The organism is Pseudomonas agarici (assembly GCF_001543125.1).
Taxonomy (GTDB): Bacteria; Pseudomonadota; Gammaproteobacteria; order Pseudomonadales; family Pseudomonadaceae; genus Aquipseudomonas; species Aquipseudomonas agarici.
This window is the reverse complement of the sequence record NZ_CP014135.1, coordinates 4,067,764-4,093,011: the sequence shown is the minus strand read 5'-3', so window position 1 is coordinate 4,093,011 and position 25,248 is coordinate 4,067,764. Positions and strand designations below refer to the sequence as shown.

At 60.4% G+C, this 25,248-nt stretch carries 25 protein-coding genes; 8 read left to right on the top strand and 17 right to left on the bottom strand.

What is annotated here, in order from left to right; translation table 11 throughout:
- Window positions 1-36 precede the first annotated feature (36 nt).
- Window positions 37-999, top strand: coding sequence for an NAD(P)H-quinone oxidoreductase (locus AWM79_RS18030; RefSeq protein WP_017133013.1), 963 nt, complete (start codon window positions 37-39; stop codon window positions 997-999).
- Window positions 1,000-1,050: 51 nt separating this feature from the next.
- Here the strand turns inward: AWM79_RS18030 and AWM79_RS18025 are convergent, their stop codons facing one another.
- The 6 genes from AWM79_RS18025 to AWM79_RS18000 form a co-directional block, all read right to left on the bottom strand.
- Window positions 1,051-1,704, bottom strand: a complete 654-nt coding sequence (locus AWM79_RS18025) for an HAD family hydrolase (RefSeq protein ID WP_017133012.1) — start codon at window positions 1,702-1,704, stop codon at window positions 1,051-1,053.
- Between the two features lie 49 nt (window positions 1,705-1,753).
- Window positions 1,754-2,743 carry an ABC transporter ATP-binding protein gene (locus AWM79_RS18020; protein ID WP_017133011.1) on the bottom strand — a complete coding sequence of 330 codons (990 nt, stop codon included), beginning with the start codon at window positions 2,741-2,743 and terminating at the stop codon, window positions 1,754-1,756.
- Complete coding sequence (locus AWM79_RS18015) at window positions 2,740-3,555, bottom strand: ABC transporter permease (RefSeq protein ID WP_060783445.1); 816 nt, start codon at window positions 3,553-3,555, stop codon at window positions 2,740-2,742. Before AWM79_RS18015 ends, AWM79_RS18020 begins: the two co-directional genes overlap by 4 nt.
- Complete coding sequence (locus AWM79_RS18010) at window positions 3,542-4,387, bottom strand: ABC transporter permease (RefSeq protein WP_017133009.1); 846 nt, start codon at window positions 4,385-4,387, stop codon at window positions 3,542-3,544. Before AWM79_RS18010 ends, AWM79_RS18015 begins: the two co-directional genes overlap by 14 nt.
- A complete protein-coding gene (locus AWM79_RS18005) occupies window positions 4,384-5,190 on the bottom strand; it encodes an alkaline phosphatase family protein (protein WP_017133008.1) in 807 nt (268 codons plus the stop codon). Before AWM79_RS18005 ends, AWM79_RS18010 begins: the two co-directional genes overlap by 4 nt.
- 75 nt (window positions 5,191-5,265) lie before the next feature.
- Window positions 5,266-6,333, bottom strand: a complete 1,068-nt coding sequence (locus AWM79_RS18000; RefSeq protein ID WP_017133007.1) for an ABC transporter substrate-binding protein — start codon at window positions 6,331-6,333, stop codon at window positions 5,266-5,268.
- Window positions 6,334-6,716: 383 nt separating this feature from the next.
- Between AWM79_RS18000 and AWM79_RS17995 the strand changes: the two genes are divergently transcribed.
- Window positions 6,717-7,430, top strand: coding sequence for a UTRA domain-containing protein (locus tag AWM79_RS17995; protein ID WP_017133005.1), 714 nt, complete (start codon window positions 6,717-6,719; stop codon window positions 7,428-7,430).
- A gap of 36 nt (window positions 7,431-7,466) precedes the next feature.
- On the opposite strand, the gene AWM79_RS17990 is transcribed toward AWM79_RS17995, so the two are convergent.
- The 7 genes from AWM79_RS17990 to minC all read right to left on the bottom strand — a co-directional run bounded on the left by AWM79_RS17990 (window position 7,467) and on the right by minC (window position 14,253).
- A complete protein-coding gene (locus AWM79_RS17990; protein ID WP_026013286.1) occupies window positions 7,467-9,623 on the bottom strand; it encodes a mechanosensitive ion channel family protein in 2,157 nt (718 codons plus the stop codon).
- 63 nt (window positions 9,624-9,686) lie between these two features.
- Window positions 9,687-9,869 carry a hypothetical protein gene (locus tag AWM79_RS17985; protein WP_017133003.1) on the bottom strand — a complete coding sequence of 61 codons (183 nt, stop codon included), beginning with the start codon at window positions 9,867-9,869 and terminating at the stop codon, window positions 9,687-9,689.
- A gap of 150 nt (window positions 9,870-10,019) precedes the next feature.
- Complete coding sequence (locus AWM79_RS17980) at window positions 10,020-11,309, bottom strand: M18 family aminopeptidase (protein WP_060783444.1); 1,290 nt, start codon at window positions 11,307-11,309, stop codon at window positions 10,020-10,022.
- Window positions 11,310-11,513: 204 nt separating this feature from the next.
- Window positions 11,514-12,149: an RluA family pseudouridine synthase gene (locus AWM79_RS17975; RefSeq protein ID WP_060783443.1), complete on the bottom strand. Its 636-nt coding sequence runs from the start codon at window positions 12,147-12,149 to the stop codon at window positions 11,514-11,516.
- A gap of 92 nt (window positions 12,150-12,241) precedes the next feature.
- Window positions 12,242-12,496 (bottom strand): cell division topological specificity factor MinE, encoded by a 255-nt coding sequence (minE, locus tag AWM79_RS17970; RefSeq protein ID WP_007898843.1) that lies wholly within the window; start codon window positions 12,494-12,496, stop codon window positions 12,242-12,244.
- Window positions 12,497-12,499: 3 nt separating this feature from the next.
- Complete coding sequence (gene minD, locus AWM79_RS17965) at window positions 12,500-13,312, bottom strand: septum site-determining protein MinD (protein WP_017127819.1); 813 nt, start codon at window positions 13,310-13,312, stop codon at window positions 12,500-12,502.
- 203 nt (window positions 13,313-13,515) lie between these two features.
- Window positions 13,516-14,253, bottom strand: a complete 738-nt coding sequence (gene minC / locus AWM79_RS17960) for a septum site-determining protein MinC (protein ID WP_060784012.1) — start codon at window positions 14,251-14,253, stop codon at window positions 13,516-13,518.
- 120 nt (window positions 14,254-14,373) lie between these two features.
- Between minC and AWM79_RS17955 the strand changes: the two genes are divergently transcribed.
- Both AWM79_RS17955 and AWM79_RS17950 read left to right on the top strand, forming a co-directional pair.
- Window positions 14,374-15,309, top strand: coding sequence for a lipid A biosynthesis lauroyl acyltransferase (locus AWM79_RS17955; RefSeq protein WP_060783442.1), 936 nt, complete (start codon window positions 14,374-14,376; stop codon window positions 15,307-15,309).
- A gap of 72 nt (window positions 15,310-15,381) precedes the next feature.
- Complete coding sequence (locus AWM79_RS17950) at window positions 15,382-16,569, top strand: patatin-like phospholipase family protein (protein WP_060783441.1); 1,188 nt, start codon at window positions 15,382-15,384, stop codon at window positions 16,567-16,569.
- Here AWM79_RS17950 and AWM79_RS17945 read toward each other — a convergent pair.
- The 3 genes from AWM79_RS17945 to AWM79_RS17935 all read right to left on the bottom strand — a co-directional run bounded on the left by AWM79_RS17945 (window position 16,566) and on the right by AWM79_RS17935 (window position 19,562).
- A complete protein-coding gene (locus AWM79_RS17945; protein ID WP_060783440.1) occupies window positions 16,566-17,369 on the bottom strand; it encodes a Cof-type HAD-IIB family hydrolase in 804 nt (267 codons plus the stop codon). The two genes, AWM79_RS17950 and AWM79_RS17945, sit on opposite strands and share 4 nt — an antisense overlap.
- A 113-nt stretch (window positions 17,370-17,482) precedes the next feature.
- Window positions 17,483-18,271 (bottom strand): MlaA family lipoprotein, encoded by a 789-nt coding sequence (locus AWM79_RS17940; protein ID WP_060783439.1) that lies wholly within the window; start codon window positions 18,269-18,271, stop codon window positions 17,483-17,485.
- On the bottom strand, window positions 18,264-19,562 hold the full coding sequence (locus AWM79_RS17935) for a serine protein kinase PrkA (protein WP_017132996.1): 1,299 nt from the start codon (window positions 19,560-19,562) through the stop codon (window positions 18,264-18,266). The genes AWM79_RS17940 and AWM79_RS17935 overlap by 8 nt, the downstream gene beginning before the upstream one ends.
- Window positions 19,563-19,797: 235 nt before the next feature.
- Between AWM79_RS17935 and AWM79_RS17930 the strand changes: the two genes are divergently transcribed.
- Window positions 19,798-20,154, top strand: coding sequence for a hypothetical protein (locus AWM79_RS17930; RefSeq protein ID WP_017132995.1), 357 nt, complete (start codon window positions 19,798-19,800; stop codon window positions 20,152-20,154).
- A 93-nt stretch (window positions 20,155-20,247) separates the two neighbouring features.
- On the opposite strand, the gene AWM79_RS17925 is transcribed toward AWM79_RS17930, so the two are convergent.
- On the bottom strand, window positions 20,248-21,825 hold the full coding sequence (locus AWM79_RS17925) for a glycoside hydrolase family 17 protein (RefSeq protein ID WP_060784011.1): 1,578 nt from the start codon (window positions 21,823-21,825) through the stop codon (window positions 20,248-20,250).
- A 333-nt stretch (window positions 21,826-22,158) separates the two neighbouring features.
- Here AWM79_RS17925 and AWM79_RS17920 point away from each other — a divergent pair, with 333 nt between their 5' ends.
- From AWM79_RS17920 to AWM79_RS17910, 3 genes are all read left to right on the top strand, one after another.
- The gene (locus AWM79_RS17920; RefSeq protein WP_026013284.1) at window positions 22,159-23,010 is read left to right on the top strand and encodes a glycine betaine ABC transporter substrate-binding protein; all 852 of its coding nucleotides are present in this window, start codon (window positions 22,159-22,161) and stop codon (window positions 23,008-23,010) included.
- Between the two features lie 205 nt (window positions 23,011-23,215).
- Complete coding sequence (locus AWM79_RS17915; protein WP_017127829.1) at window positions 23,216-23,527, top strand: DUF485 domain-containing protein; 312 nt, start codon at window positions 23,216-23,218, stop codon at window positions 23,525-23,527.
- Window positions 23,524-25,182, top strand: coding sequence for a cation acetate symporter (locus AWM79_RS17910; RefSeq protein ID WP_017132992.1), 1,659 nt, complete (start codon window positions 23,524-23,526; stop codon window positions 25,180-25,182). Before AWM79_RS17915 ends, AWM79_RS17910 begins: the two co-directional genes overlap by 4 nt.
- Window positions 25,183-25,248: the final 66 nt, after the last annotated feature.

The window sequence follows — 25,248 nt, the reverse complement described above, 5'->3', positions numbered from 1 at the left end:
GCTCCGGGCTCAGTCCAGACTCACTATGGAGGCACCGTGAAAGCATTGCAAGGCGTTGAAGGTCAAGTGGTGTGGGTTGATGCGCCAAGTCCGGCTTGTGATGTCGGCCAAGTGCGGATTCGGGTGGCGGCCGCCGGCCTCAATCGAGCGGATTTATTACAGCGGGCCGGACTCTATCCTCCACCGCCGGGGGCTAGCGAAGTGTTGGGCCTGGAGTGCTCAGGGGTGATCAGTGAAGTGGGGGCGGGATCGTCCTGGCGAGTGGGTGATCGGGTTTGTGCACTGTTGGCCGGTGGCGGCATGGCCGAGGAAGTGGTGGTCGATGAACGTCATGTACTGCCGGTGCCGCAGGGCCTGAGTCTGTTCGAGGCGGCCGCGGTGCCTGAGGTCTATGCCACGGCATGGTTGAATCTGTTCCAGTTGGCCGGGCTCAAGCCGGGTGAAAAAGTTCTGTTGCATGCCGGTGCCAGTGGTGTCGGTTCGGCGGCCATTCAGTTGTGCAAGGCGTTCGGCAACCCCTGCTGGGTCAGTGTCGGTTCGGCGCAGCGACTGGTCTATTGCGAGGCGTTGGGAGCTCAAGGCGGGGTGGTACGCGATGACGATATCGAGGGGCTGAGCGATTTCGCGCCCTTTGATGTGATCCTCGACCCGGTCGGGGCCCACTACACCGAGCTGAATGTGAAACTTTTGTCAGTTGACGGGCGGTGGGTGTTGATCGGCTTGATGGGCGGACGGGAAACCCGGCTGGACCTGGCAAAGATCCTGGCCAAGCGTATCCAGTTGCTGGGTTCGACCTTGCGCGGTCGCGACGCGCTATTCAAGGCGGATCTGCTCGGCGACCTACGCCAGCACGTCTGGCCACTGTTCGCCGAGAAACGCCTCAGCCCGCAGTTGGCCAAGGTCTTCCCGATCCGAGATGCCGAACTGGCGTTCGCCGAGCTGGCCAGCAACCAGGTGGCGGGTAAGCTGGTACTGGTGATCGACGAAACGCTGGTGTGAATCCACCGTAGGCCTGTGGCAGCGGCGTTGCGCTTCGATAGGCACGAGGGGCTATTTCCAGTGATGGACAGGCCAGCCGGCTCCTTGCGCCTGTTCGCGTAAAACCGGGTCGGGGTTCACCGCGTGCGGATGGTCGACCTTCAGCAGCAATGGCAAGTCGTTGTGTGAGTCGGAATAGAAACTCGCGCCCTCGAGGTTTTCCTCTTCGGCGTCCAGCCACTCCAGCAGACGAGTGATCTTGCCTTCGCGGTAGGTCAGGGTGCCGGTGGTATGGCCGCTGTAGACACCGTGCATGATCTCCAGCTCGATGCCCAACACTTCATCGATGCCCAGGCGTTCGGCAATCGGTTTCACCAGGTGGGTGCCGGAGGCGGAAATCAGCAGGATCCGATCGCCCGCTGCCCGATGGGCCGCAATCGCCTTGCAGGCATCACTGTAGATCAACGGCTCGATCACCTCTTCGACCCAGGGTTCGACTAAATGCTCGATCTCTTGCGGGGTGCGTCCGGCCATGGGCTCCAGGCTGAACAGCATGTAGTCCTCCATGGCCAACTCGCCTGTATCGTAGGCGGCCATCAGTTCATTGTTGCGGCGCATGAAGGACTCCGGATCGACCCAGCCCAGGCGCCCCATCTGCTCGCTCCAGAGCGTCGCGCAGTCACCGTGGATCAGGGTTTCATCGAGATCAAAAATTGCCAGGGCCATCAACGACACTCTCTCTTCAAGAAGACGTTCTGCAAACGCGTCAATAACATCAGGCTACCTCACGCAGGGCCGTTGGATCGATAGACAGCGCCAGGCGCCGACCATCGGGGTGCAGATCGGCGGCTGAGCGGTTGAGCACATCGACCACCAGTTCCACGCCCCGCGCCTCTACCCGGTAGCGAATGACGTTGCCCAGCAGGCTATGGCTGCGGATCAGCGCATCCAACTCGCCGTCGATGCTCAGTTCGATGGCTTCCGGGCGAATGGCGATGCGCCCGTTGATCGGGCGCTGCAGCAGGCGGCTGGCGGCGTCGGCATCGAGCAGGTTGTAGTTGCCGATAAAACCGGCGGCAAACACGTCCACCGGCGCGGTGTAGAGCGATTCGGCGTCGCCGCTCTGGACGATCTTGCCTTGGTTCATCAGGAAGATCCGGTCGCTCATGGTCAGGGCTTCTTCCTGGTCGTGAGTGACGAAGAGGGTCGTCAGGCCCAGCTCACGCTGGATCGCCCGAATCTGCTCGCGCAGGTGCTTGCGGATCCGGGCATCGAGGGCCGACAGCGGCTCGTCGAGCAGCAATAGACGTGGACGGGTAACCAGCGAGCGAGCCAGGGCCACGCGCTGGCATTGACCGCCGGATAGCTGGTGCGGATAGCGAGCGGCTAAGTCGTGTAGCTCCACCAGCTTGAGGGCTTCGATCACTCGTTGGTGGCTCTCGTCGGCATTGACCTTCTGCATTTTCAGACCGAAAGCAACGTTCTGTGCCACGGTCATGTTGGGGAACAGCGCGTAGCTCTGGAACACCATGCCAATCGCGCGTTTCTGCGGGCTGAGGGGAACGATGTCCTGACCGTCGAGGCGGATCTTGCCGCTGTCCACCGCAGTCAGGCCGGCAATGCAGCGCAGCAGCGTGGACTTGCCGCAGCCGGACGGGCCGAGCAAGGTGATGAACTCACCCTTGGCGATGTCGCAGTCGATGTCGCTGAACACCGTGGTGCCGGCGTAGGTTTTCTTCAGGTTCTGGACACTGAGGAAGCTCATTGGCTTTTGTCCTTCTCTTTTGGTGAAGCGCTCAAATGATTGGCGACCCAGGTGAGCGCCAAAACAAAGAGGAAATAGGAGATCACCAGGGCGCTGGTGAAGTGGCCGCTGCTGTTACGCATGTTGTTCAGGTACACCTGCAGGGTTTCATAGCGAGTGCCCACCAGGATATTGGCGAATACGAATTCGCCGAACAGGAAGGAGAACGACAGGAGCAACGCGACCATCAGACCTTTGCGCAAGTTGGGCAACACCACCAGGAACGCGGCTTGCCAGGTGCTGGCGCCGAGCAGATGGGCGGCGTCCATCAGGTCGCGCAGGTTGATCGCCTGCAAGTTGTTGGTGATGGCCCGGTACATGAATGGCAAGGCTACGGTGAAGTAGCAGCCGATCAGGATCCACGGCGTACCGACCATGGCGAACGTCCCGGAACCGTACAGTTGCAACAGTCCCACCGAGGACACCACGGGCGGCACCGCGAAGGGCAGCAAGATCAGGATATTCATCAGCGCGTCGAGCTTGGGGAAGTGGTAGTGCACCACGAACAGCAGCGGTAGGATCAGCACCGTCGACAGCACCAGCGAGCCGACGCAGACGATCAGCGACTGGCCGAAGGCGCTGAGAAAGCGCGGGTCGCTCCACAGCTGCAGGTACCACTTGAAGGTGAAACCGCTGGGCAGGATGGTCGCTGACCAACTGCTGGCGACGGAATAGACCAGAGTGCCGGCCAGCGGCAGCAGCAGGATCAGGAACAACAGGTAGACCACTACGCGGTGGTACAAAGCGCCGGAGCCGGGTTCAACGCGCGACATGATAGTGCCTCTTCAACAGCCACTGGTGGATCACGGTCACGAAGGTCATCAGGCTCACCAACACCACCGCCAGCGCACTGGCCATGTTCGGGTCGAGACTGATGTCGCCGGAGACCATGGCGGCGATACGGATCGGCAACACGTTGAAGTTACCGGTGGTCAGGGCATAGACCGTGGCGTAGGCGCCGAGAGCGTTGGCCAGCAGGATCACGAAAGTGCCCAGCAGTGCCGGGGTCAGCACCGGCAGGCCGATGTGCCGCCAGAACTGCCAGCTATCGGCACCGAGCAGCGCCGCGGACTCGCGCCAGTCCTCGCGCAGGGCATCGAAGGCCGGGTAGAGCAGCAGCACGCCCAGGGGAATCTGGAAGTAGGTGTAGAGAATGATCAGGCCCGTCTTCGAGTACAGGTTGAAATCCTGGATGATCCCGGCTTGTTTGAGCATCAGGGTGAAGGTGCCGTTAAAGCCCAGCAAGATAATGAACGCGAAGGCCAGGGGCACGCCGGCGAAGTTGCTGGTCATGTTGGCGAAGGCGTTGACGAAATCGCGCAGGCGCGAGTCGACTCGGCGCAGCGAGTAGGCGCCGAGCACCGCGATAAACATGCCGAACACGCTCGACCAGAAGCTGATCTCCAAACTGAACTGGATCGCCTGTAGATAGAACTTCGAACGCAGGATTTTGCTGAAGTTAGCCAGGCCCCAGCCGCTTTCCTCCGATTGCAGGCTGTTGATCAACACCCATACCAGCGGTGCAATCTCGAACACAATAAAGAACAGGGCAAAGGGCACCAGGCAGAGCACGGCGAGTGATTTGCCACGTATGAGTGAGTTCACTTCAATAGCTCTCGGCAAACAGGCTTGTCATGGGGAACGCCCAGCAGCTCGCAGATCGTGCCGCAGAGCTGCGTCTGTTGGGGCGCGGCGTCGGGATTGAAACTGAAGGCAGCGCCGAGAACGAACAGCGGCACGGCGCGCTCTTCGGCCAGCAGGCCATTGTGGGAGCGGTCGTTGTTCATGCCGTGGTCGGCGGTCACCAGCACTTGGTAGCCAGCGTCGAGCCAGCCTTGCAGGTAGTCGGCCAGGATGATGTCGGCCGAACGCGCGCTGTTGCGGTATTGCGCGGTATCGAGACCGTGCTGGTGACCGGCATCGTCGATATTCATCGGGTGTACCAGTAGGAAGTTCGGCGCGTATTGCAGGCGCAGGCTTTCGGCATCGGCGAATAGATGGGAGTCGGGATAATGATCGACCCAGTAGAAGTGCCCATATTGGATCGGCAGACTGTCGTTGCGAGTATGGCGGTCGCGGGCCGCGACGAAAGGCGAGCGGTTGTACAGTTCGCTGATCCAGTGATAGGCCGCCGCGGCGGTGCTCAGGCCGGCGTCGCGGGCGTAATGAAACACGCTGCGCTGGTTGGACAGGCGTGAGACATGGTTATGCACAATGCCGCTCTGGATCGGAGCCACACCGGTGAGAATGCATTCGTAGAGCGGTCTTGACAGCGCAGGTAACTCGCATTCCAGTTTGTACAACGCTGCGCGTCCGGCGCCTGCGTAAGCCTGGAGATGGCCCATGGCGTGGCGGGCGACCTCGTGGTTCAGGCCATCGAGCACCACCAGGATAACGTTGTGCCGCATAAGCCGGACCTCGTGACAAGGGGGAGACCCCAACCCCTGTGGGAGCGGGCAAGCCCGCGCACAGGGAGGATGGTGTTATGGCATGTTGATGATGACTTCTTCCTGCCATTGCTGTGGCAGCGCCTTGGACGTCTTTTCCCAGGCATCGGCGTCTTTGATTGGTGTGACTTTCTGGTACTGCTCATTAGGCAGCAGCTTGGCTTTCACGTCTTCCGGCAGGGTCAGGTGCTCGGCACGGATGGGGCGTGCGTTGCCGCGAGCCAGGTTGGTCTGGCCGGCATCGCTGAAGATGTACTCGCGGGTCAGCTTGGCGGCGTTCGGGTGCTTGGCGTATTTGTTGATAAGGGTGGTGTAGCCGGAAATCACCGAACCGTCCGATGGGATCAGCACGACGTAGTCATCCGGATTAGTCATCTTGGCCTTGTAGCTCAGGCCGTTGAAGTCCCAGACCACGCCGACTTCGACTTCGCCTTTTTCCATGGTAGCGATGGTCGGATTGGCGAGCGACAGGCGGCCTTGCTTGGCGATTTCGGCAAACATCAGCAGCGCGGGCTGGATGTTCTTCTCGTCACCACCGTTGGCCAAGGCGGCGGCCAGTACGCCGTTGGCGGCCTGCGCGGCGGTGCTCACGTCACCGATGGAGACCTTGTATTTGCCGGTCTTGAGGTCCGCCCAGCTTTTCGGGGCAACGGAGCCATGCAGCAACTTCTTGTTGATGATGAAAGCAATGGTGCCGGTGTAGGCCAACGCCCAGTTGCCGTCCTTGTCCTTGGCCCAATCGGGGACCTGAGCCCACGTGCTCGGCTTGTACGGTTGGGTCACACCCTGCTTGACCGCGATGGGGCCGAATGCGGCCCCGACGTCGCCGATGTCGGCGCTGGCGTTGTCTTTTTCCGCCGCGAACTTGGCCACTTCCTGGGCCGAGCTCATGTCAGTGTCGATATGCTTGAGGCCGTACTTGTCGCTGAGGTCCTTCCAGGTACCCACCCAATTCGCCCAGTCATCGGGCATGCCAACGCTGTTGACGGCGCCTTCTTGCCTGGCGGCGGTTTCGAGTGCCTGCAAATCGGTGTCGGCGGCCATGGCATAGGTGCACAGGGCAATGGTCGAGCCTAACAATGATGCCAGGAAAAGCTGTTTCATCCGAAGCTCCTTTGGGCGTTTTCAACCCTGAGATTTTTATCGACGGTTTTTATAAAAATAGTGCGACGGCGCGGATTGTTTGGTCTAGGTCAGCAATACCTGAGCCAATTTAAGCTTGCCGGATGACACTTTGATGTCGGCATCAGTCCCAGGAAGTTTTTTCCGGTAGCGCTCATGGTTGCTGAACTCAGCGTAGACCATCTTTAATTTATTGAAATTTAAGTTAATTTTTTTCATAAAATAGTTGTTAAGGCGTACCGGTTCGTCGCTTTGTCACATATCAGTCATCTGTATTGCCTAGGCTGAGTACTAAAACCAGAGATCGCGATCTTGCGCAACTTTGCTCTCGAACGCTGCTGGACTAGTCCAGATGGGTAACATTGATGCGCGCAGAAACACCCAAAGCGGTGACAGCCATCGCTCAGGCGCTCCATGAGCAGATCGAACACGGGTTGTTGCCACCGGGAAGCAAGCTGTTGGCCGAGCGCAAGCTCAGCGAGTTGTTCAGCACCACTCGGATCACCGTGCGCGAGGCGTTGTTACAGCTGGAGGCCCGAGGGCTGATCTATCGGGAGGAACGCCGGGGCTGGTTTATTTCGCCGCCGCGACTGGCCTACAACCTTATGCAGCGTAGCCACTTTCACGCGATGGTCAGCGCCCAAGGGCGGGTGCCCTCCACCCAGGTAATATCCGCGCGCCTGCAACCGGCTTCGGCGGCGGTGTGCGACTGGTTGCAACTGCCGGCGTTGTCCAGCGTGATCCAGATCTGCCGGGCGCGACGGATCGACGAGCGGCTGGTGCTGTATGTCGAGCACTACCTCAATCCGCGGTATTTTCCGGGCATCCTGGAGTTCGACCTGAACCAGTCGATCACCGAGCTGTATGCCCGCCACTACGACCTGCATTACGGGCGGGTGCGCTTCGAAATCGTGCCGACCTCGTTGCAGGTGGAAGCGGCTGCGGCGTTACGGGTATCGGCGGGTAGCCCGGGCCTACGGATTGCCCGGGTCAACTACGACCAGCATGAACGGCTGATCGACTGTGACCTGGAGTTCTGGCGACATGATGCGATTCATGTTGGGGTGGATGTGGTGTAGCCCGCTCGCCGCCAATAACGCTCGGCTTCGATCGCCTTATTCTTTCTCCAGACCACCCCCGGCGGTCACCACCTGTACACTCAGGCGTGGGGTCGCCAAGTCCATGCCGGCCTCGTCCATGGTACGTTTGAGCGACAGGTTGAATGCCCGTGACACTTCCCATTGCTTGATCGGCGCGGTCTTGAAGCGGGCCCGCAGGATCGCGCTGCCGGACTCGAAGCTCTCGACGCCCTGGATCTCCAGTGGCGACCAGATGTTGCGCCGCTGCAGCGCATCGGTGCGCATCTTCTGGCCGACATCGCGCATCAGCTTGATCGCGTCGTCGATGGGCATGTTGTAGGGGATCGCCACCCGAAAGATCGCATAGCCGAACTCTCGCGAGTAGTTCTTGATGCTCTTGATTTCGCTGAAGGGAATGGTATGCACGATGCCGTCGATGTCCCGCAGCCGCACGGTGCGGATGGTCAGGCCCTCGACAGTGCCGAGGTGGCCGCCGACATCCACGTAGTCGTCGATGGCCAGGGAATCCTCGATAATGATGAACAGCCCGGTGATCAGGTCCGCCACCAGCGACTGCGCGCCAAAACCGATGGCCAGGCCGATCACACCGGCACCGGCCAGCAGTGGCGTGACGTTCATGCCCATGTTTGCCAGGGCGACGATCAGCGCGATGATGAAGATCGCCACGAACAACACGTTGCGGATCAGCGGCATCATGGTTTGCGCCCGGGCATTGGCCAGGCCCTTGCGCGAGCGGGTCAGGGCATGGTGCACGGCGGTGTCGCTGAGGATCCACACCAGCCAGGCGAAAATCAGTGTGCCGCCGAGGCTGAACAGCCGGACGCTGACTTCATGACCTTCGCCTTCGGTAAAGCGGATCAGCGACATGCCCCAAACCCGTAGGCCCAGCTCGATAAAGACCAGCCAGACAAACAGATGCACCAGGGTGTAGCAGAAACTCTTCAACCGCTCGGAATACAGCGCATGGCGCTTGTGCCCGCGCTGCGGCTTGAGGGCATGGCGTCGGACCAGGCCATTGATCACCATGCACAGCACCACCAGCACGGTGCAGATCAGCGACTGACGCAGGGCAGTGCTGGTATCGCCAGCGGAGACAAAGGTGGCGAACAGCGAGATTGCCACCAGGATCAGGGCCGGAACGAACCAGAAGGTGCCGAGAATCTCGATGGTATCGCTGAGGGCGCGACGGGTCAGGCGTCGCGACAGCGGCTGGTTGCGAATCAGGTGGGCGATGGGGCGTCGGAAACGCAGAATGAACAGTCCGGTGGACAGCGCCGCCATGACATTGGCGAAGGTCGCGGCGGTATGGGCCAGGTGGCTGCCGAGGGTGGCCACCAGGCGCGGATCGCCGAGGGCTTCGCCGAACGCGGCGAAACTGCCGATCAGCCACAATGGCCGAAAGGCCCTGTGGCGCAGGATATGCAGCGCCTGGTGGCGGTGTGGACCATCGAGCACGGAGAAGGCGATCACGCAGATCGCCGAGAAACAGGTCCCGACCACCAGCGCATAAGCGAGCACCATCGCCAGGTCCTTGCCCAGGGACGATGGCAGGGCATAGCTCAGGTACACGGTAATCAGCAGTGCAATCATCCAGGGACCGAGCTTGCGCAGGGCGAAGCGTAGCAGGTCGACCGTGCGCGGATGCTGAGGCAGTTCCTCGGTAAGGCCGAAGCGCAGGCGGACCCGGTGACTGAGCCAGATCATGGTCCAGGCGAGGAAGCTCCAGAGCAGCAGAATCAGCGCGAAGGCGAAGATGATCGGTAGCCATTCACTGAGCGGAAGCATCAGCGCGAGCATTTCTTCCTTGGCCTGATCGAGCTCCTGCGACCAGCGATTGAGCGGGCTGTCAGTGCCGGTGAACTGTTTTTCAAAGTTGGAAAGGGTACTGCCGATCAGGCCGAGCACACCCTCCTCGGTGACCGGCTGGGCCTTTTGAGTACTGTCCCGGAGTTTTTTCAGGTCGCTCAGCAGCTTGCTGCGCTGCTGGTCGTTCTCCAGGTTCTTGATCACTTCGTCCAGCGATTGGGCCAGGGGCTCGACCGGTTGCGGCTGGTTTTTTTCGGCGCTGCTTAACAGGCTGGGCAGGCCGATGGCCTGGGCGGGAGCCAACGGCATCAGCGTCAGTAAGCAGATAAACAGACAGATGGGCAGAGCGAAAAGACGGGCGAACACTAGGCAGTCAACCATACAAGATGCGGATTGATCGAGTGTACGCCAGCCTCAGGCGCCGCGCATTTATTCAGCTTCTGCCAATTTGGCGAGGATCTTGTACACCACGGTGCCGAGAATGCACAGCATCCCGAGCCAGATCAACACCGGACCGGCATTGCGCTCACGGAAATTGAAGCCGACGGCCAGCATCAGCATGCCTGCCAGGATCGGAATAAGCATGGAGTGAAACGCAAACTGGCTGATCATCGCGACGGCCTTGTCGAGGGAGGTACTGTGAGTCTAGGTCGCTTTGGCGCAACTGCTGTGGATGTGTATCAGGCGCAATATGGGAGGAAGGCAGCCTGGTGGCGAGCGAGCTTGTCCGCTCGCCACCAGGCTGGGTTGCCAGGCGGATGGCTACGGCAACTCGCGGCTGGCGAAGAAGGCGCTGAGCACTTTGACCAGGTGCGCCAGGTCATGGCTGCCCGCCAATTCGCGGATCGAGTGCATGGCGAAGGTCGGCAGGCCGATATCCACGGTGCGCACGCCCAAGTGGCTGGCGGTGATCGGCCCGATGGTCGAGCCGCAACCCATGTCGCTGCGGACCACGAAGCTTTGCACCGGGACTTCTTCGGCCATGCACAGGTGACGGAAGAAACCAGCGGTTTCGCTGTTGGTGGCATAGCGTTGGTTGCTGTTGACCTTGATCACCGGGCCGGCATTGAGTTTCGGGCCGTGATTGGCGTCGTGCTTGTCGGCGTAGTTCGGGTGTACGCCATGGGCATTGTCGGCCGAGACCAGCAGGGACTTCTGGATCGTGCGCACGAATTCGTCGCCTTCTGGCAGCAGGCGGCGCAGGGTTTGTTCGAGCATCGGGCCATCGGCGCCGCAGGCGGAGCAGGAACCGACTTCTTCATGGTCGTTGCAGACCAGTATGCAGGTTTCCTCGGTGTCGCTGGTGAGCAGTGCCCGCAGGCCGGCGTAGCAGGACAACAGGTTGTCCAGGCGGGCACCGGCGATAAAGTCGCCGTTCAGCCCGATCACGGCGGCGTTCTGGGTGTCGTAGAAGCTCAACTCGTAGTCGAGCACCACATCGGCGTTGAGGCCATGTTCGCGGGCCAGTTGCTCGGTGAGCACAGCGCGAAAATCCACCCGCACGTCACCCGCGAACTGCGCGAGGATCGGCGGCAGTTCGTTCTGGGCATTGATCGCCCAGCCCTGGTTGGCTTCACGGTTGAGATGAATCGCCAGGTTGGGAATGATCGCGATGGGGGCCTTGAAGTCGATCAACTGGCTTTCGACCTTGCCGTCGCGGCGAAAGGTGACGCGCCCCGCCAGGGACAGGTCGCGGTCGAACCAGGGGGCGAGCAGGGCACCGCCGTAGACTTCGACACCCAGTTGCCAGAAGCCCTGGCGCTGTAGCTCGGGCTGTGGCTTGACCCGTAGGCACGGGCTATCGGTGTGGGCGCCGACCATGCGAATGCCGTCCAGCAGCGGCGAGGCTTGACCGAGCTTGATGGCGATGACGGAAGAGTCGTTGCGGGTGACATAGTAGCGACCGTTGGCTTCGGTGCTCCAGGTCTCGCGTTCGTCGAGGCGTTGATAACCCGCCGCTTCCAGGCGCTGGACCAGGCTGGCGGTGGCATGAAAAGGGGTGGGAGAGGCCTTGAGGAAATCGATCAGGCCTTGGTTCAACTCTTCGCGCATAAGTAGCTCCAGACAGCAGTGTCGGAAGTTTACCGTATTGCTGGGTAGTTTTGCCGAGGACTCGAGATTGAAGTCATTCTTTGTGGCGAGCGGGCTTGCCGGTGCTGGATTGAGAAGCGCCCCGAAAAGCCGACCGCCGTAGCGTCGGATGCACCACGGTGAGCGATTTTACGATGGCTTCGCCGAGCACGGCGGGTACGGTCGTCAGAACGGTGCCGGGCACTCGAAGCGCAGGCGTTCGCCACTCTGTGGATGGGTGAAGCTCAGCATGCTCGCATGCAGGCACAGGCGTGGCCAGGCTGCCAGGGCCTGCGGGTGGGCGTAAAGGCCGTCGCCGAGCAGTGGATGGCCAATGGAAAGCATATGCACCCGCAACTGATGCGAGCGTCCGGTAATCGGGGTCAACTCGACGCGGCACCCCTCGCCACGGCGTTCCAGCACTTTCCAGAAAGTCAGTGCGTGCTTGCCGAACTCGTGGTCGACCACATGCCGGGGCTTGGTCGGCGGGTCGTAGCGCAATGGCAGGTCGATGCTGCCGCTGTCCTGTTCCGGCTGGCCCCAGCAGAGCGCGGTGTAGGCTTTTTCGGTTTCCCGGTCGTGGAACTGTCGCGACAATTCACGATGGCTATCGGCATCGCGGGCCAGCAGAATGATACCCGAGGTTTCCCAATCCAGCCGATGCACGATGCGGGCTTCGGGGTAGCCGTTTTCCTGCAGGCGCGTAATCAGGCAGTCCTTGTTGTCATCGGCCCGGCCTGGAACGGAGAGCAGCAGGGTCGGTTTGTCCACCACCAGTACGGCGGCGTCCTGGTGGATGATGCGGAGAGTGGACAACGGCATTAAAACAGTCTCGTGACAAACGCCAACGGCGGCTCAATCGCCTCCATCCTGGAGTGAAGGCGATTGAGCCGCCGTGGCTGCAACCGGATCGATCAACGATCGGGCAGGGTGATATTGAGTTCCAGGATCGAGCAACTGCCCTGGTTTTCCAGGGCAACATGCACGTCATCAGACCCGATATTGACGTACTTACGGATCACCTCCACCAACTCCTTTTGCAGGGCAGGCAAGTAGTCCGGGGTACTGCGTTGGCCGCGTTCGTGCGCCACGATGATCTGCAGACGCTCTTTCGCGACCGACGCGGTGCTTACTTTTTTGCTGGCACGAAAGAAGTCAAAAAGGTTCATTGCTTAATTGCCTCCAAACAGGCGCTCGAAGAATCCCTTCTTCTGTGCATCGAGGAAACGATGCTCGACGGTCTTGCCCAGCAGACGGTCAACTGCGTCGCTATAAGCCTGGCCAGCATCGCTCTGGTCGTCGAGGATCACCGGTACACCCTGGTTGGAGGCCTTGAGCACCGCCTGGGATTCCGGGATCACTCCCAGCAAGGTCACCGCCAGGATTTCCTTGACGTCTTCGACACCGAGCATTTCGCCCTTGCTCACGCGCTCCGGGTTGTAGCGGGTCAGCAGCAGGTGTTCCTTGATCGGCTCTTCGCCTTTCTCGGCACGACGCGACTTGCTGGCCAGCAAGCCGAGCATGCGATCGGAGTCACGTACCGAAGAAACTTCCGGGTTGGTCACGACAATCGCTTCGTCGGCGAAGTACATCGCCAGGTGCGCACCGGTCTCGATGCCAGCCGGGGAGTCGCAAACCACGAACTCGAAGGTTTCCTTGAGTTCCATCAGGACTTTTTCCACGCCTTCCTTGGTCAGTGCGTCCTTGTCACGGGTCTGGCTGGCCGCCAGCACGTACAGGTTTTCCAGGCGCTTGTCCTTGATCAGGGCTTGCTGCAGGTTGGCTTCGCCGTTGACGACATTGACGAAGTCATACACCACGCGGCGTTCGCAGCCCATGATGAGATCGAGGTTACGCAGGCCGACGTCGAAGTCGACGATGACTGTCTTGTGGCCGCGCAGCGCGAGGCCGGTGCCGATGGCGGCGCTGGTGGTGGTCTTACCCACACCACCCTTGCCGGATGTAACCACGAGAATCTTGGCCAAGGTGTTTCACCCCTAAGGAAAAAGGACTTTCCAGTCCCTGAAGAACGTCACTGAAAAACAACTGTAGTCGTGCAGCTTCAACTGGGAGGCGCCGAAATGTTCAAAGTGCCGTCGGTAAATGTTTACATTTCGTGTTTTCTTACGTCGTTGAAGCTATTTTCGCTACGAGAAGGCGACGTTTTGGAAATGGCGCCAAGTATCCGTTAAAGACGGATGATGTTCAACACGTCGCCGGACAAGCTGATCTGAACGCCTGCACCCCATAGCGGATCGCGGCGCAAATCCTCGGAAACCTTGTACTGGCCGGCAATCGAGATCAGTTCGGCACTCAACTGTTGGCAGAAAATCCGCGCCTGGGCGTCACCCTTGACGCCGGCCAGGGCGCGCCCCCGCATCGGTCCGTAAACATGGATGTTGCCATCGGCCAGAAGTTCCGCGCCGGGGCTGACGGAAGACACCACCACCAGGTCGCTGCCCTGGGCGTAGACCTGCTGGCCGCCACGGACCGGGGTGGTGATGATCTTGGTCGGTTTGAGCGTTGGTTCCGGCGGTTTTTCCGGTTTTTTCTTCACGGCGCCTTCCGTCGGACCGAGCGGCCGTTCGCGGGCACCGGACGGCGGCAGTACGGGCAGGTCGATGGCAATGGCGGCCGCGATATCTTCGATGCGGTTGGCGCGGATCGCCAGGGTCCGCAGGCCGTGCTGTCGGCAAACACGCATCAGGCCGGGCAGGTCGATGGCACCTTGGTCGGCGGGCAGCTTGTCCAGTGCCAGGACCAGCGGCGTGTTGCTGAAGAAGTTGGGGGCTTGGGCTACCTTGGCGGCCAGTTGGCGATCAAGCACATCGAGGTTGTTCTGCGACAGTTCCAATACTGTGATGGCGAGCATGCTGCCCTTTAGCTGGAACACGGGATCCTGGTCTAGCGGTTCGGTTTGGCTCATGGTCGGCATAACGCGGCTTTTCACTAAAAGTGCCGAGACTTATAACGAGAACGCCCGCGCCCCGCAAGCCGGGTCGAACCGTTGTAGAATGCGCGGCCCTGTGTCTGTCCGGAATCATTAATGGATCGCCCGCGTTTTCGAGCTGCTTTTTTTCACCCGCGCTACTGGTTGCTTTGGTTGGGTCTGGGGCTATTGTGGTTGATTGTTCAGTTGCCTTATGGCGCCCTGTTGTGCAGCGGTCGAATGCTGGGCGCGTTGATGTATCGGGTTGCCGGTGAACGCCGGCGGATCGCCGCGCGCAACCTGGAATTGTGCTTTGTGGAAAAGTCCGCCGCCGAGCGCACGCGACTGCTCAAGGAAAACTTCGCCTCCACCGGCATCGCCTTCTTCGAAATGGCCATGAGCTGGTGGTGGGCCAAGCCGCGCCTGGCGCGTCTGAGCCACATCGAGGGTCTCGAACATCTGAAGCAGGCTCAGCTCGAGGGCAAGGGGGTGATCCTCATGGCCCTGCATTTCACCACCCTGGAGATCGGTGCGGCCCTGCTCGGCCAGCAACACACCATCGATGGCATGTATCGCCAGCACAAGAGCGCGGTGTTCGACTTTATCCAGCGACGGGGGCGTGAGCGGCATAACCTCGATTCCCTGGCGGTCGAACGCGACGATGTTCGCGGCATGCTCAAGTTGCTGCGCGCTGGCCGGGCGATCTGGTACGCACCCGACCAGGACTACGGCATCAAGCAGAGTATCTTCGTGCCGCTGTTCGGGATTCAGGCGGCGACCGTTACTGCCACCAGCAAATTTGCCCGCCTGGGTAAAGCGCTGGTGGTGCCGTTCACCCAGGAGCGCCTGGCCGACGGCAGCGGTTACCGGCTGGTGATTCATCCACCGCTGAAGGATTTCCCCGCCGAGTCCGAGAAGGCCGATTGCCTGCGGATCAATCGGTGGATTGAAGCATCGTTGCGTGAATGCCCCGAGCAGTACCTTTGGGCCCATCGTCGGTTCAAGAGCCGGCCACCGGGCGAACCCAGGCTCTACGATAAAAAAGGCCGATAATCTGTCGTCGACGCTTGCTGGCGAGGAGGAGCCTGGTGTATCAGGTAACTACCTGATTGAAGGAGTGTCGCGATGAGCCTAAGTGAACCGGTGACTGGCTTGATTCTCTCGGGTGGGGGCGCACGAGCTGCGTATCAGGTAGGCGTGCTGGCGGCGATAGCCGAGCTGTTGCCGCCAGGGGCGGCTAATCCGTTTCCGGTGATCGTCGGCACTTCGGCGGGTGCGATCAATGCAGTCAGTCTCGCCAGCGGGGCGATGAATTTCACGGCGGCCATCGAGCGCCTGACTGCTTTTTGGCAGAGCTTTCGCAGCCACCGGGTATTGCGCAGCGACTGGCCGGGGGTGATTCGTCAGGCGACCCGTTTTATCGGTCACAGCCTTTTCGGCCTCGGCGCCCAGGTACCGGTAGCTCTGCTCAACAGCTCGCCACTGCGTGATCTGCTTAACGAAAAGATCGATCTGCCGGGGATCGAACAGGCCATCGAGCACCAACAATTGCGTGCCGTGGCGGTGACCGCCTTCGGTTATGAGTCGGGCCAGGCGGTGACTTTCTACCAGGGCAAGGGCACCATTGGTTCCTGGTTACGCCATCGGCGTATCGGCCAGCCGACACAATTGACCGTCGAGCATCTGTTGGCCAGCTCGGCCATTCCGTTGTTGTTCGAGCCGGTCAAGCTCGGCCAGGAGTATTTCGGCGACGGCGCTGTACGGCAATCGGCACCCATCAGTCCGGCGTTGCACCTGGGAGCCAATCGCGTGCTGGTAGTCGGGGTCAGCGGCAACCCGCGAGGTGTCGATACCCAGGCCGGCATCGAACGTATCTATAGCGGGCAGCAGCCGAGCCTGGCGCAGATCGGCGGGCATATGCTCAACAGTACCTTTATCGATAGCCTGGAAAGCGATATCGAATTGTTGCAGCGTCTGAACCAGTTCAGCCGGTTGTTGCCGTTGCAGTCGTGCAGCCTGGGCCTGGCGCCGGTGGAGGTGCTGGTGATCGCGCCGAGCCAGCCGATCGATGAGATTGCCGCGCGCCATCGTCATGAGCTGCCGTCGGCGTTACGCCTGTTCCTGCGCGGGCCGGGCGCCACCAAGACCAGTGGTGCCGGCGTACTCAGTTACCTGCTGTTCGAGGCCGGTTATTGCAGTGAATTGATCGAACTCGGCCGCCGCGATGCGATGGCCAAGGGCGATGAGTTATGCCGATTCCTCGGCCTGCCCCAACGGTCGCCGGCCTTGCAGGTAGCTTCAGTCAGCAGCTAGAGCAGATGCGCCGCCAAGTACCGGGCCACCGACTCGTCGGTGCAGGCACCGATTGTTTCGTGCTCGGGCAGCGCCTGCATCACCTTGTGGTGGGCGGTGCCCATGATCAGGCCCTTGCCGGCTACCGTGAGCATCTCCACATCGTTCATGCCGTCGCCGAAGGCGATGCATTGGCTCATGGGCACATTGAGGAACGCGGCGAGCTTTTTCAGGGCATTGCCCTTGGACACCGTGCTGGCCATCATTTCCAGGCACCAGGGTGCTGAAAAGGTGCTATGCACGGCCTGGCCGACCAAGGGCTTGAGTTGTTCGTCGAGTAGCACCAGCGCATCGTGGTCCTGGTCTCTGTGGATAAAGAACACTTTCTCGACGGCCTCGACCGGAAACGCTTCGACATCCAGGACGGTTGGCTGGAAGTGGTGGTTATGGTTGAAGTCCTCCAGCAGCTGACTGTCGGCGTTGGTGATCCAGCGCGAATCGCAGTAAACGTTGGTCACCAGGTTCGGATCAGCCTTTGTCGCGTCGAGCAATGCCCGTACCACGGTTTCGGGCAGGTGCTCGCTGGCCGTCAGGGTTTTGCAGGCGCTGGTGATGCGGGCGCCGTTGGAGGTGATCAGGTGCACCGGCAACGGATAATCGCGCAGGATCGATTCGACATCGGATTGGCTGCGACCGGTGGCGATCACCACGTGCCTGCCGGATTCGACGAGCCTGTTCAGGACTGATCGGGAAAACTCACCGATGCGCTCGTCCGCAAGCAGCAGGGTTCCGTCCAGGTCGGAAGCGATGAGGCGGTACATGCTGTTGTCCTTAACCGTATGGAGTGTGCAGGAGTCTGCCCGGCGGGACTGTAGAGATCAATTGTGTTATTCGGTTGATAGTGGCCCGTCTCAGCTGAGGCGGGCCTTGGCGTTTATTCGGCGATCTGCAGCTTGCGCGCCTCGGTATACACGTAGCGTACCTTCTCGTATTCGAACGGCGAGTTCAACTGACCGTAGCGCAGGCTTGTGGTGTAGCGCTTGTCGATGGCCCGTAGGGCATAAATTTCCGGATGGTCGTCGCTGGCCTGGGAGACGTTGAGGAAGTTGATCTGCGATTCGGCGGTGAAGTCGAAGATCAACCCGCTGGTGTCGCGCAGGTTCGATGGCCCGAAGAACGGCAGCATCAGGTAGGCGCCGCCCGGTACACCATAAAAGCCCAGGGTCTGGCCGAAGTCTTCGGTTTGGCGCGGCAGGCCCATCCTGGTCGCCGGGTCCCACAGGCCGGCGACACCGAGGGTAGTGTTGAGCAGCAGGCGTCCGGTGGTTTCCAGTGAACGCTTACCCTTGAGCTGGAACAGGCTGTTGAGCAGGTTGGAGATATCCCCCAGGTTGCTGAAGAAGTTGCTCACTCCCTCGCGCAGGAAGGTCGGCGTGACATAGCGGTAGCCGTCGACCAGTGGCAGGAACACCCACTCGTCGAAGCGATAGTTGAAGTGATAGATGCGGCGGTTCCAAGACTCCAGTGGGTCATAGACGTTCAGTGCATTGAGCGTCGAGCGTTCGAATTCGCGCTGGTCCAGGCCTGGGTTGAACTTGAGCTGTTTCATCGGTTCGGTGAAGCCGTCCGGATCGGGCACCACCGGATCGTGGGCCTTGCTGTTGTCCGCCTGGGCGTAGCCTGCGCAGAGCCAGGCAGCGATAAGCATCAGATGTTTAGCCACGGAAAAACTCCAGCATGGCGTCTGCGTTGACGCGGTAATTGAGGTTACCGCAGTGGCCGCCGTGGGGGTAAACGGTCAGGCGATCGCCAAAGGTGCGGCGCAGAAAACCCAGGTCGCCCGGACCGAGGATGACATCGTCGGCGTTGTGCATCACGGCAATTTTCGGGCTGTCGCGCAGGTAGTCCTTGAGGGCATAGAGGCTGACCTGGTCCACCAGTTGCAGGAGGCTGCCGCCGTCGGTACGGGCGCGCCACATCGGGATCACCTGTTCGGTCAGATAGCAGTCGAAATCGCATTGCAAGGCGCGCTTGAGCATTGGGGTCAGGCTGGTACCTTCGGTGATCGGGTATTTTGGTGGAGTGATCAGTCCGCGACGGTTGATCAGGTCCGACGTAAAGGCGATGTCCGCGGCCGAGAAACGGAAGGAAGTACCGATCAGCATCGCCATCTGTTCATTGGTCAGGTGCTGCTTGGACTGTTGGAAGTCGTAGAGCAAGGCGTCGTTGAGGTCGATATAGCCTTTCTGCTGGAAGTAGCGGGTCAGCTTGGCCAGGACCAACTCATAGAAGGTCGTGGTGTCGTTGATGTCCTTGACCTCGGTCTGGACCATCTTGTCGAGGTTGGTGATAGAGGTATAGAGGTTGACCGGGGGGTTGAGCAGCAGGACTTTCTTGAAGTTGAAGCTGCGACGGGTCTCGTCCAGCTTACTGACAAAGGCTGCGTCCAGCGCGCCCAGGCTGTAGCCGGTGAGGTAGTAGTCGGTCACCGGTAGTTTCGGGTTTTGCGCCCGCACGGCCTGCATCACCCGATACATGTCCTCGGCGTCTTCCTGGCTCACTCCAGGAGTGGCAAAGCGCGAAGCGGCGCTCATGAAGTCGAAGCTGGTGGGCGATGATAGCTGGACGACGTGATAGCCGGCCTTGTAATAGAGCTTTTTCAGGTACTCGTTGAGGCTGCTGTCATAGCGTGCACCGGTGCCGGCGATCAGGAAGATCAGTGGCGCGGCGTGGTCCTGCCTGGCGAGGCGGTAGGTGAGTTTCTTCACCGCCCAGAAGTTGTCCGGAAGGGTGAACTCGCGTTCCGGTCGTAGTTTCAACTGGTAGTCGGACTGATCGATGTCGTCATCGCTGGGCAATTGCGGGCGCAGTTCTGGCGGAGTCGTGGCGAGGGTCGCTTCGAACGGGTTGGTCAACGGATAGCCATAGCTGGCGGCGTCGACATCGACCGCCAGCGCAGACGCACTCAGAATGAGGCCGCCGATGAAAGCCGCGAGGCGCAGAAAACGGAACATGACTACATCCCTTTAAAGGAAAATGCCGAATGGATGGCGCGGGCTATGACCACTGGACTACTGTCAAGTGCCCTGTTTCATTGCATAAATAGTGCAATCGGAGCGCGTTCATCAGACCATAGCTTACAGACGATACACTTTGCCTCATTTTGCGGGCCCGCCGCGAGTGGTTAACGCTTGCATACGCCGTCCTGGCGACTATGCTGGGCGCCGTTTTCGCCTATCGGAGTTGTTCATGTCCCACCGTTTGCCGCTGATCCTGCTGCTTATCGTCCTGCCCCTGTGGCTGATCGCCAGTTACGGCGTGCGCTACGGGTTGATGGAGGATGGGCAGTGGGTCGGCATTTGCGTCGACGAGGCGCTGCGCTGGGAGTGTCAGGCGCGGTCGAATTTGGGTTGGTTGATTCATTTCCAGGTATTGGGCTGGGCCGCTTTGGGCGCGGCGGTGCTGGGGTTCCTGGTGCCGGGCCGGGCCGGTCGGGTACTGGCGGTGCTGACGTTGCTGATCGGCTTTCCGGCGTTGGCGTTGTACAACACCAGCCTGGCGGTGTTTGCGGTGGTGCTAGGCGGGTTGCGGTTGGTGAGGTCCTGAGGCTGTCTCCCTGGTTCGGCATGGGGTTGTGGCGAGCGGGATTGTCGGTACGCCGCACCGCCACGCTCTGCCTGATTCCCGATTTTTGCGGTTTTAGGGGGTTTCGCCCCCAGCGCGGGCAAGCCGGCTCGTCACCAGGCTACGCCATAGCGCGGCAACCATCAGCACGCTGACCGCCGCCCAGCCCCAGGCCTGTGGGTTTTCCAGGCCTTCGCGATACAACTGCGGGGCGATCCCGGCACCGATGATAAAGGCCAGCAGGGCGACTTCTCCACGCGGTGCCCGGACCGGACGAAACAGAAAGACCAGCGCCGGCAACAGCAGCGCCGCACTCGGGAAACTGCGGTAGCGCGGGTCCAGTACCAATTCCAGCATCATCACTGCACCAGCGAATCCGGCACCCGCCAGCAGCCAGCCGGCCCGTTGTTCCAGCCGGTTGAAGGCAGCCGCGCGCCATCCCGCCCGGCTGCCCAGGGTCAATGCGGCATAGATCAACACCAGCAGGTTCAGGACCAGCAACAAGGCTGCCCAAATCCATTCGCCGGCAAAGCGGCTGGTCACCCGTGCCAGCTCTCCCCAGGCGCCGATGGAACAAGCGGCCAGTGCACCGAGCAACGGCAGAGCCAGGGCGGTTCGAGTAGCGTGTACGCGCCCGCCGACCAGCAGGGTGCCGAGGAAAACCAGTCCGCCAACTGCCAGCCATTGTGGCCAGTACGGCAGGTTTGACACCGGCCCGGCGAGGATGCCTTTGTCCTGGCGGTCGGCGTCGAATAGCCCCCAGTAGCCGCCGACCGCACCTTCGCTGCCTCGCTTCCAAGGTTGGTCGAAGGCTTCGATCAGGTTGTAGTGCCAGCCGTTCTGCTCGGCCAGGGTGACAAAACCGCGAATGAAGCGGGCTTCGTTGACCCGGCTTGGCAGCGCGGTTTCCCGCTGACGACCTTCGCTCGGCCAACCGGTTTCGCCGATCAGGATATCCTTGGGAGCAAAGCGCTTACCGAAGGTCTGGCGGATCTGCGCCACATGGTCGATGGCTGCGTCGATTCCGGCTGGGTCATCTTCCCAGTAGGGGAGCAGGTGGATGGTCAGGAAGTCCACCGCCGGCGCGATTTGCGGATGGCTGAGCCAGAACTCCCAGACATCGGCGTAGGTCACTGGCTGTTTCACATGCTCCTTGACCTTGTGGATCAACCTGACCAGTTGCGGCGCCGTCACTTCCTTGCGTAATAGGGTTTCGTTGCCGACGATCACTGCCGTGACCACGTCGGCGTTGGCATTGGCCGAGGCGATCAGGGCATCGACTTCCTTTTCCGTGTCCACCGGATTGCTGTTGACCCAGGCACCGATCATCAGCTTCAGGCCGTGCTTGCGCGCCAGCTCAGGCAAGGCTTCAAGACCGGTCATGGAGTAGGTGCGAATGCACTCGAAGCGGCTGGCCAACAGGGTCAGGTCGGCATCCATGCGTTCCGGGCGAGGCTTGAAGGGTTGGTCGAGGGGCGACTGGTCCTTGTCGAACGGCGTGTAGGACGCGCATTGAAGCTTGTGTGTCGGCGTCGCGGCGTCCGGCAGGATTACCGGCTGGCCGAGACCATACCAAAAACCACAAAGGGCAAAGATGCCCAGCAGGCAGGCGAACAGATAGGGCAGGAGCGGGAAGCGGGTGGTGGCGGGCATGGTCAGGCCGTCTGGGAACAAAGCCGCGCATATTACCCGGAATCATCCTGGTCTTGGGCCTGCGCAGTATTTTGTCATGCAAAGTTCGGGCGCAATAAACGAGCCGCTGTCTCGAAGCCCTGATTGCTGGCGTTCTGATGTCGTTTCTCGCTGCCTTGAGGTCGCTGCCAGAGCAGGTCGATTGGCGGGCCGGGTTGATGATCAGGGCGTCAGTACTCCGCTGATGATCGAACGGGTTTTGACCCTGGGGCGTGAAGGGGGCGCCGTGCACCCTAACTATCATGTTGATGTTGCTCGACAGCCGTCGGGCGCAGCACTTTCGGGGAAGTAACGATGAAGATACGACGACTCTTAGGCGTAGGTGCCGCTCTGGTGTTTGCGGTCAGTTCCAGCTTGGCCGGTGCCGATGCAAAGACGGTGACCATTGGTTATGTCGATGGCTGGTCCGATAGTGTTGCCACCACCCATGTGGCTGCTGAAGTGATCAAACAGAAGTTGGGTTACGACGTGAAGTTGCAGGCCGTGGCCACCGGGATCATGTGGCAGGGCGTTGCCACCGGCAAGCTCGATGCCATGCTTTCGGCCTGGCTGCCAGTGACCCATGGCGAGTACTGGGCCAAGAACAAGGACAAAGTGGTCGACTACGGCCCCAACTTCAAGGATGCCAAGATCGGGCTGATCGTGCCGGAGTACGTCAAGGCCAAATCCATCGCCGACCTCAAGGACGACGCGACCTTCAAGAACAAGATCGTGGGTATCGATGCCGGCTCGGGCGTGATGCTCAAGACCGAACAGGCCATCAAGGACTACGGTCTCGATACCTACAAGCTGCAAGCCAGCTCGGGGGCGGCGATGATTGCGGAACTGACCCGTGCGCACGAGAAGAACGAATCCATCGCCGTGACTGGCTGGGTACCGCACTGGATGTTCGCCAAGTGGAAACTGCGTTTCCTCGACGATCCGAAGAGCGTGTATGGCGCGGCTGAAACCGTGAACAGCATCGGCAGTAAGGGCCTGAATAAGAAAGCGCCGGAAGTGGCGGCTTTCCTGAAGAAATTCCAGTGGGCTTCGAAAGACGAAATCGGCGAAGTCATGCTAGCGATCCAGGACGGTGCCAAGCCTGAAGCGGCGGCCAAGGAATGGGTAGGCAAGCATCCCGATCGCGTCGCCGAGTGGACCCAGTAATACTTCGAAGGCCTCAGGCGAAGGCGGCCTGGCCGTTCTGCCCGGTGGCCTTCGTGTTGCCGTCTGTTGAAGATTTGCCTCATTGCCCACCGCTGTTCCGAATCTGGACTAGTGTCGTTCTAATACTAAGGTCGTCTGGTTTCGCTTCCCCAGCCGCCTAAAGTAAAAAATGTTTCATCTCATCTGTGCTGCGAGGATAAAAACAATGAACGACAGCATTTACCTCTCGATTCAGAACAGCCCGCGCTTCAAGGAGCTGGTCAGGAAAAGGGAACGATTCGCCTGGATTCTTTCGGCGATCATGCTTGGGTTGTATTCGGGCTTCATTCTTTTGATTGCATACGGGCCGCAAGTGCTGGGTGCCAAGCTCAGTCCGACGTCTTCGGTTACCTGGGGAATACCGATTGGCGTCGGGCTGATTGTCTCGGCTTTTATTCTCACTGCAATCTACGTGCGTCGCGCCAATGGTGAATTCGACGACCTTAACAATGCGATTCTCAAGGAGGCTCAGCAATGATCCGGCATCTTCTAGCAGCCTTGGGCCTCATGGCCTTCGCCTCCACCTTGTGGGCCGCCGATGCGTTGACGGGCGAAGTGCACAAACAACCCCTTAACGTCTCAGCAATCGTGATGTTCATCGCGTTTGTCGGCGCTACCCTGTGCATCACTTATTGGGCTTCCAAGCGCAACAAATCGGCCGCTGACTATTACGCGGCGGGCGGCAAGATCACCGGCTTTCAGAACGGCCTGGCAATTGCCGGCGACTACATGTCGGCGGCGTCCTTCCTGGGGATTTCCGCGCTGGTGTTCGCTTCGGGCTACGATGGCCTGATCTACTCCATCGGTTTCCTGGTGGGCTGGCCGATCATCCTGTTCCTGATCGCCGAGCGCCTGCGCAACCTGGGCAAGTACACCTTTGCCGACGTGGCATCCTACCGCCTCGGACAAACCCAGATCCGCTCGCTGTCGGCCTGCGGTTCGCTGGTGGTGGTGGCGTTCTACCTGATTGCCCAGATGGTCGGTGCCGGCAAGCTGATCCAGCTACTGTTCGGCCTCGACTACCATGTCGCGGTGATCCTGGTGGGTATCCTGATGTGTCTCTATGTGTTGTTCGGCGGCATGCTGGCAACCACCTGGGTACAGATTATCAAGGCGGTACTGCTGTTGTCGGGCGCCTCGTTCATGGCGCTGATGGTGATGAAGCACGTCAACTTCGACTTCAACACGCTGTTCGCCGAAGCGATCAAGGTTCACCCCAAGGGTGAAGCGATCATGAGTCCGGGCGGGCTGGTGAAAGATCCGATCTCAGCGTTTTCCCTCGGCCTGGCACTGATGTTCGGTACCGCCGGCCTGCCACATATCCTGATGCGCTTCTTCACCGTGAGCGACGCCAAGGAAGCGCGCAAGAGCGTGCTGTATGCCACTGGTTTCATCGGCTACTTCTATATCCTGACCTTTATCATCGGTTTTGGCGCGATCCTGTTGGTCAGCACCAACCCGGCGTTCAAGGATGCCGCAGGAGCCTTGCTCGGCGGTAACAACATGGCCGCGGTGCACCTGGCCGACGCAGTGGGCGGTAGCGTGTTCCTCGGCTTCATTTCGGCGGTGGCGTTTGCGACCATCCTCGCGGTAGTAGCGGGCCTGACCTTGGCCGGTGCGTCGGCGGTGTCCCATGATCTGTATGCCAGTGTGATCAAGAAGGGCAAGGTCAACGAGAAAGATGAGATCCGTGTCTCGAAGATTACCACCGTCGCTCTCGGCGTGCTGGCGATCGGCCTGGGTATCTTGTTCGAAAGCCAGAACATCGCGTTCATGGTCGGCCTGGCGTTTTCCATTGCCGCCAGTTGCAACTTCCCGGTGCTGTTGCTCTCCATGTACTGGAAGAAGCTGACCACCCGTGGCGCGATGATCGGCGGCTGGATGGGGCTGCTCAGCGCAGTGGGGCTGATGATCCTCGGCCCGACCATCTGGGTGCAGATCATGCATCATGAAAAGGCGATTTTCCCTTACGAGTATCCGGCACTGTTCTCGATGGTCATTGCGTTCATCGGGATCTGGTTCTTCTCCATCACCGATAAGTCGGCGGCGGCCGAGAACGAGCGGGCGTTGTTCCTCCCGCAGTTCGTGCGTTCGCAGACCGGCCTGGGGGCGAGCGGGGCGGTTTCTCACTAAGGGGTACAGGCGTCTATATAGGCGATGCCGAAACGAAATGCCCTGATATGAGATCGGGGCATTTTT

Coding starts and splice junctions, on each gene's coding strand:
- AWM79_RS17985 (WP_017133003.1), bottom strand. CDS start 9,869: ATGATCAGCCAGTTTGCGTTTCACTCCATGCTTATTCCGATCCTGGCA.
- AWM79_RS17920 (WP_026013284.1), top strand. CDS start 22,159: ATGAAGATACGACGACTCTTAGGCGTAGGTGCCGCTCTGGTGTTTGCG.
- AWM79_RS17935 (WP_017132996.1), bottom strand. CDS start 19,562: ATGTTCCGTTTTCTGCGCCTCGCGGCTTTCATCGGCGGCCTCATTCTG.
- AWM79_RS17995 (WP_017133005.1), top strand. CDS start 6,717: ATGCGCGCAGAAACACCCAAAGCGGTGACAGCCATCGCTCAGGCGCTC.
- AWM79_RS18000 (WP_017133007.1), bottom strand. CDS start 6,333: ATGAAACAGCTTTTCCTGGCATCATTGTTAGGCTCGACCATTGCCCTG.
- AWM79_RS17930 (WP_017132995.1), top strand. CDS start 19,798: ATGTCCCACCGTTTGCCGCTGATCCTGCTGCTTATCGTCCTGCCCCTG.
- AWM79_RS18015 (WP_060783445.1), bottom strand. CDS start 3,555: ATGTCGCGCGTTGAACCCGGCTCCGGCGCTTTGTACCACCGCGTAGTG.
- AWM79_RS17910 (WP_017132992.1), top strand. CDS start 23,524: ATGATCCGGCATCTTCTAGCAGCCTTGGGCCTCATGGCCTTCGCCTCC.
- AWM79_RS17980 (WP_060783444.1), bottom strand. CDS start 11,309: ATGCGCGAAGAGTTGAACCAAGGCCTGATCGATTTCCTCAAGGCCTCT.
- AWM79_RS17975 (WP_060783443.1), bottom strand. CDS start 12,149: ATGCCGTTGTCCACTCTCCGCATCATCCACCAGGACGCCGCCGTACTG.
- AWM79_RS17945 (WP_060783440.1), bottom strand. CDS start 17,369: ATGTACCGCCTCATCGCTTCCGACCTGGACGGAACCCTGCTGCTTGCG.
- minC (WP_060784012.1), bottom strand. CDS start 14,253: ATGAGCCAAACCGAACCGCTAGACCAGGATCCCGTGTTCCAGCTAAAG.
- AWM79_RS18005 (WP_017133008.1), bottom strand. CDS start 5,190: ATGCGGCACAACGTTATCCTGGTGGTGCTCGATGGCCTGAACCACGAG.
- AWM79_RS18025 (WP_017133012.1), bottom strand. CDS start 1,704: ATGGCCCTGGCAATTTTTGATCTCGATGAAACCCTGATCCACGGTGAC.
- AWM79_RS17915 (WP_017127829.1), top strand. CDS start 23,216: ATGAACGACAGCATTTACCTCTCGATTCAGAACAGCCCGCGCTTCAAG.
- AWM79_RS17955 (WP_060783442.1), top strand. CDS start 14,374: ATGGATCGCCCGCGTTTTCGAGCTGCTTTTTTTCACCCGCGCTACTGG.
- minE (WP_007898843.1), bottom strand. CDS start 12,496: ATGAACCTTTTTGACTTCTTTCGTGCCAGCAAAAAAGTAAGCACCGCG.
- AWM79_RS17925 (WP_060784011.1), bottom strand. CDS start 21,825: ATGCCCGCCACCACCCGCTTCCCGCTCCTGCCCTATCTGTTCGCCTGC.
- AWM79_RS18020 (WP_017133011.1), bottom strand. CDS start 2,743: ATGAGCTTCCTCAGTGTCCAGAACCTGAAGAAAACCTACGCCGGCACC.
- AWM79_RS17950 (WP_060783441.1), top strand. CDS start 15,382: ATGAGCCTAAGTGAACCGGTGACTGGCTTGATTCTCTCGGGTGGGGGC.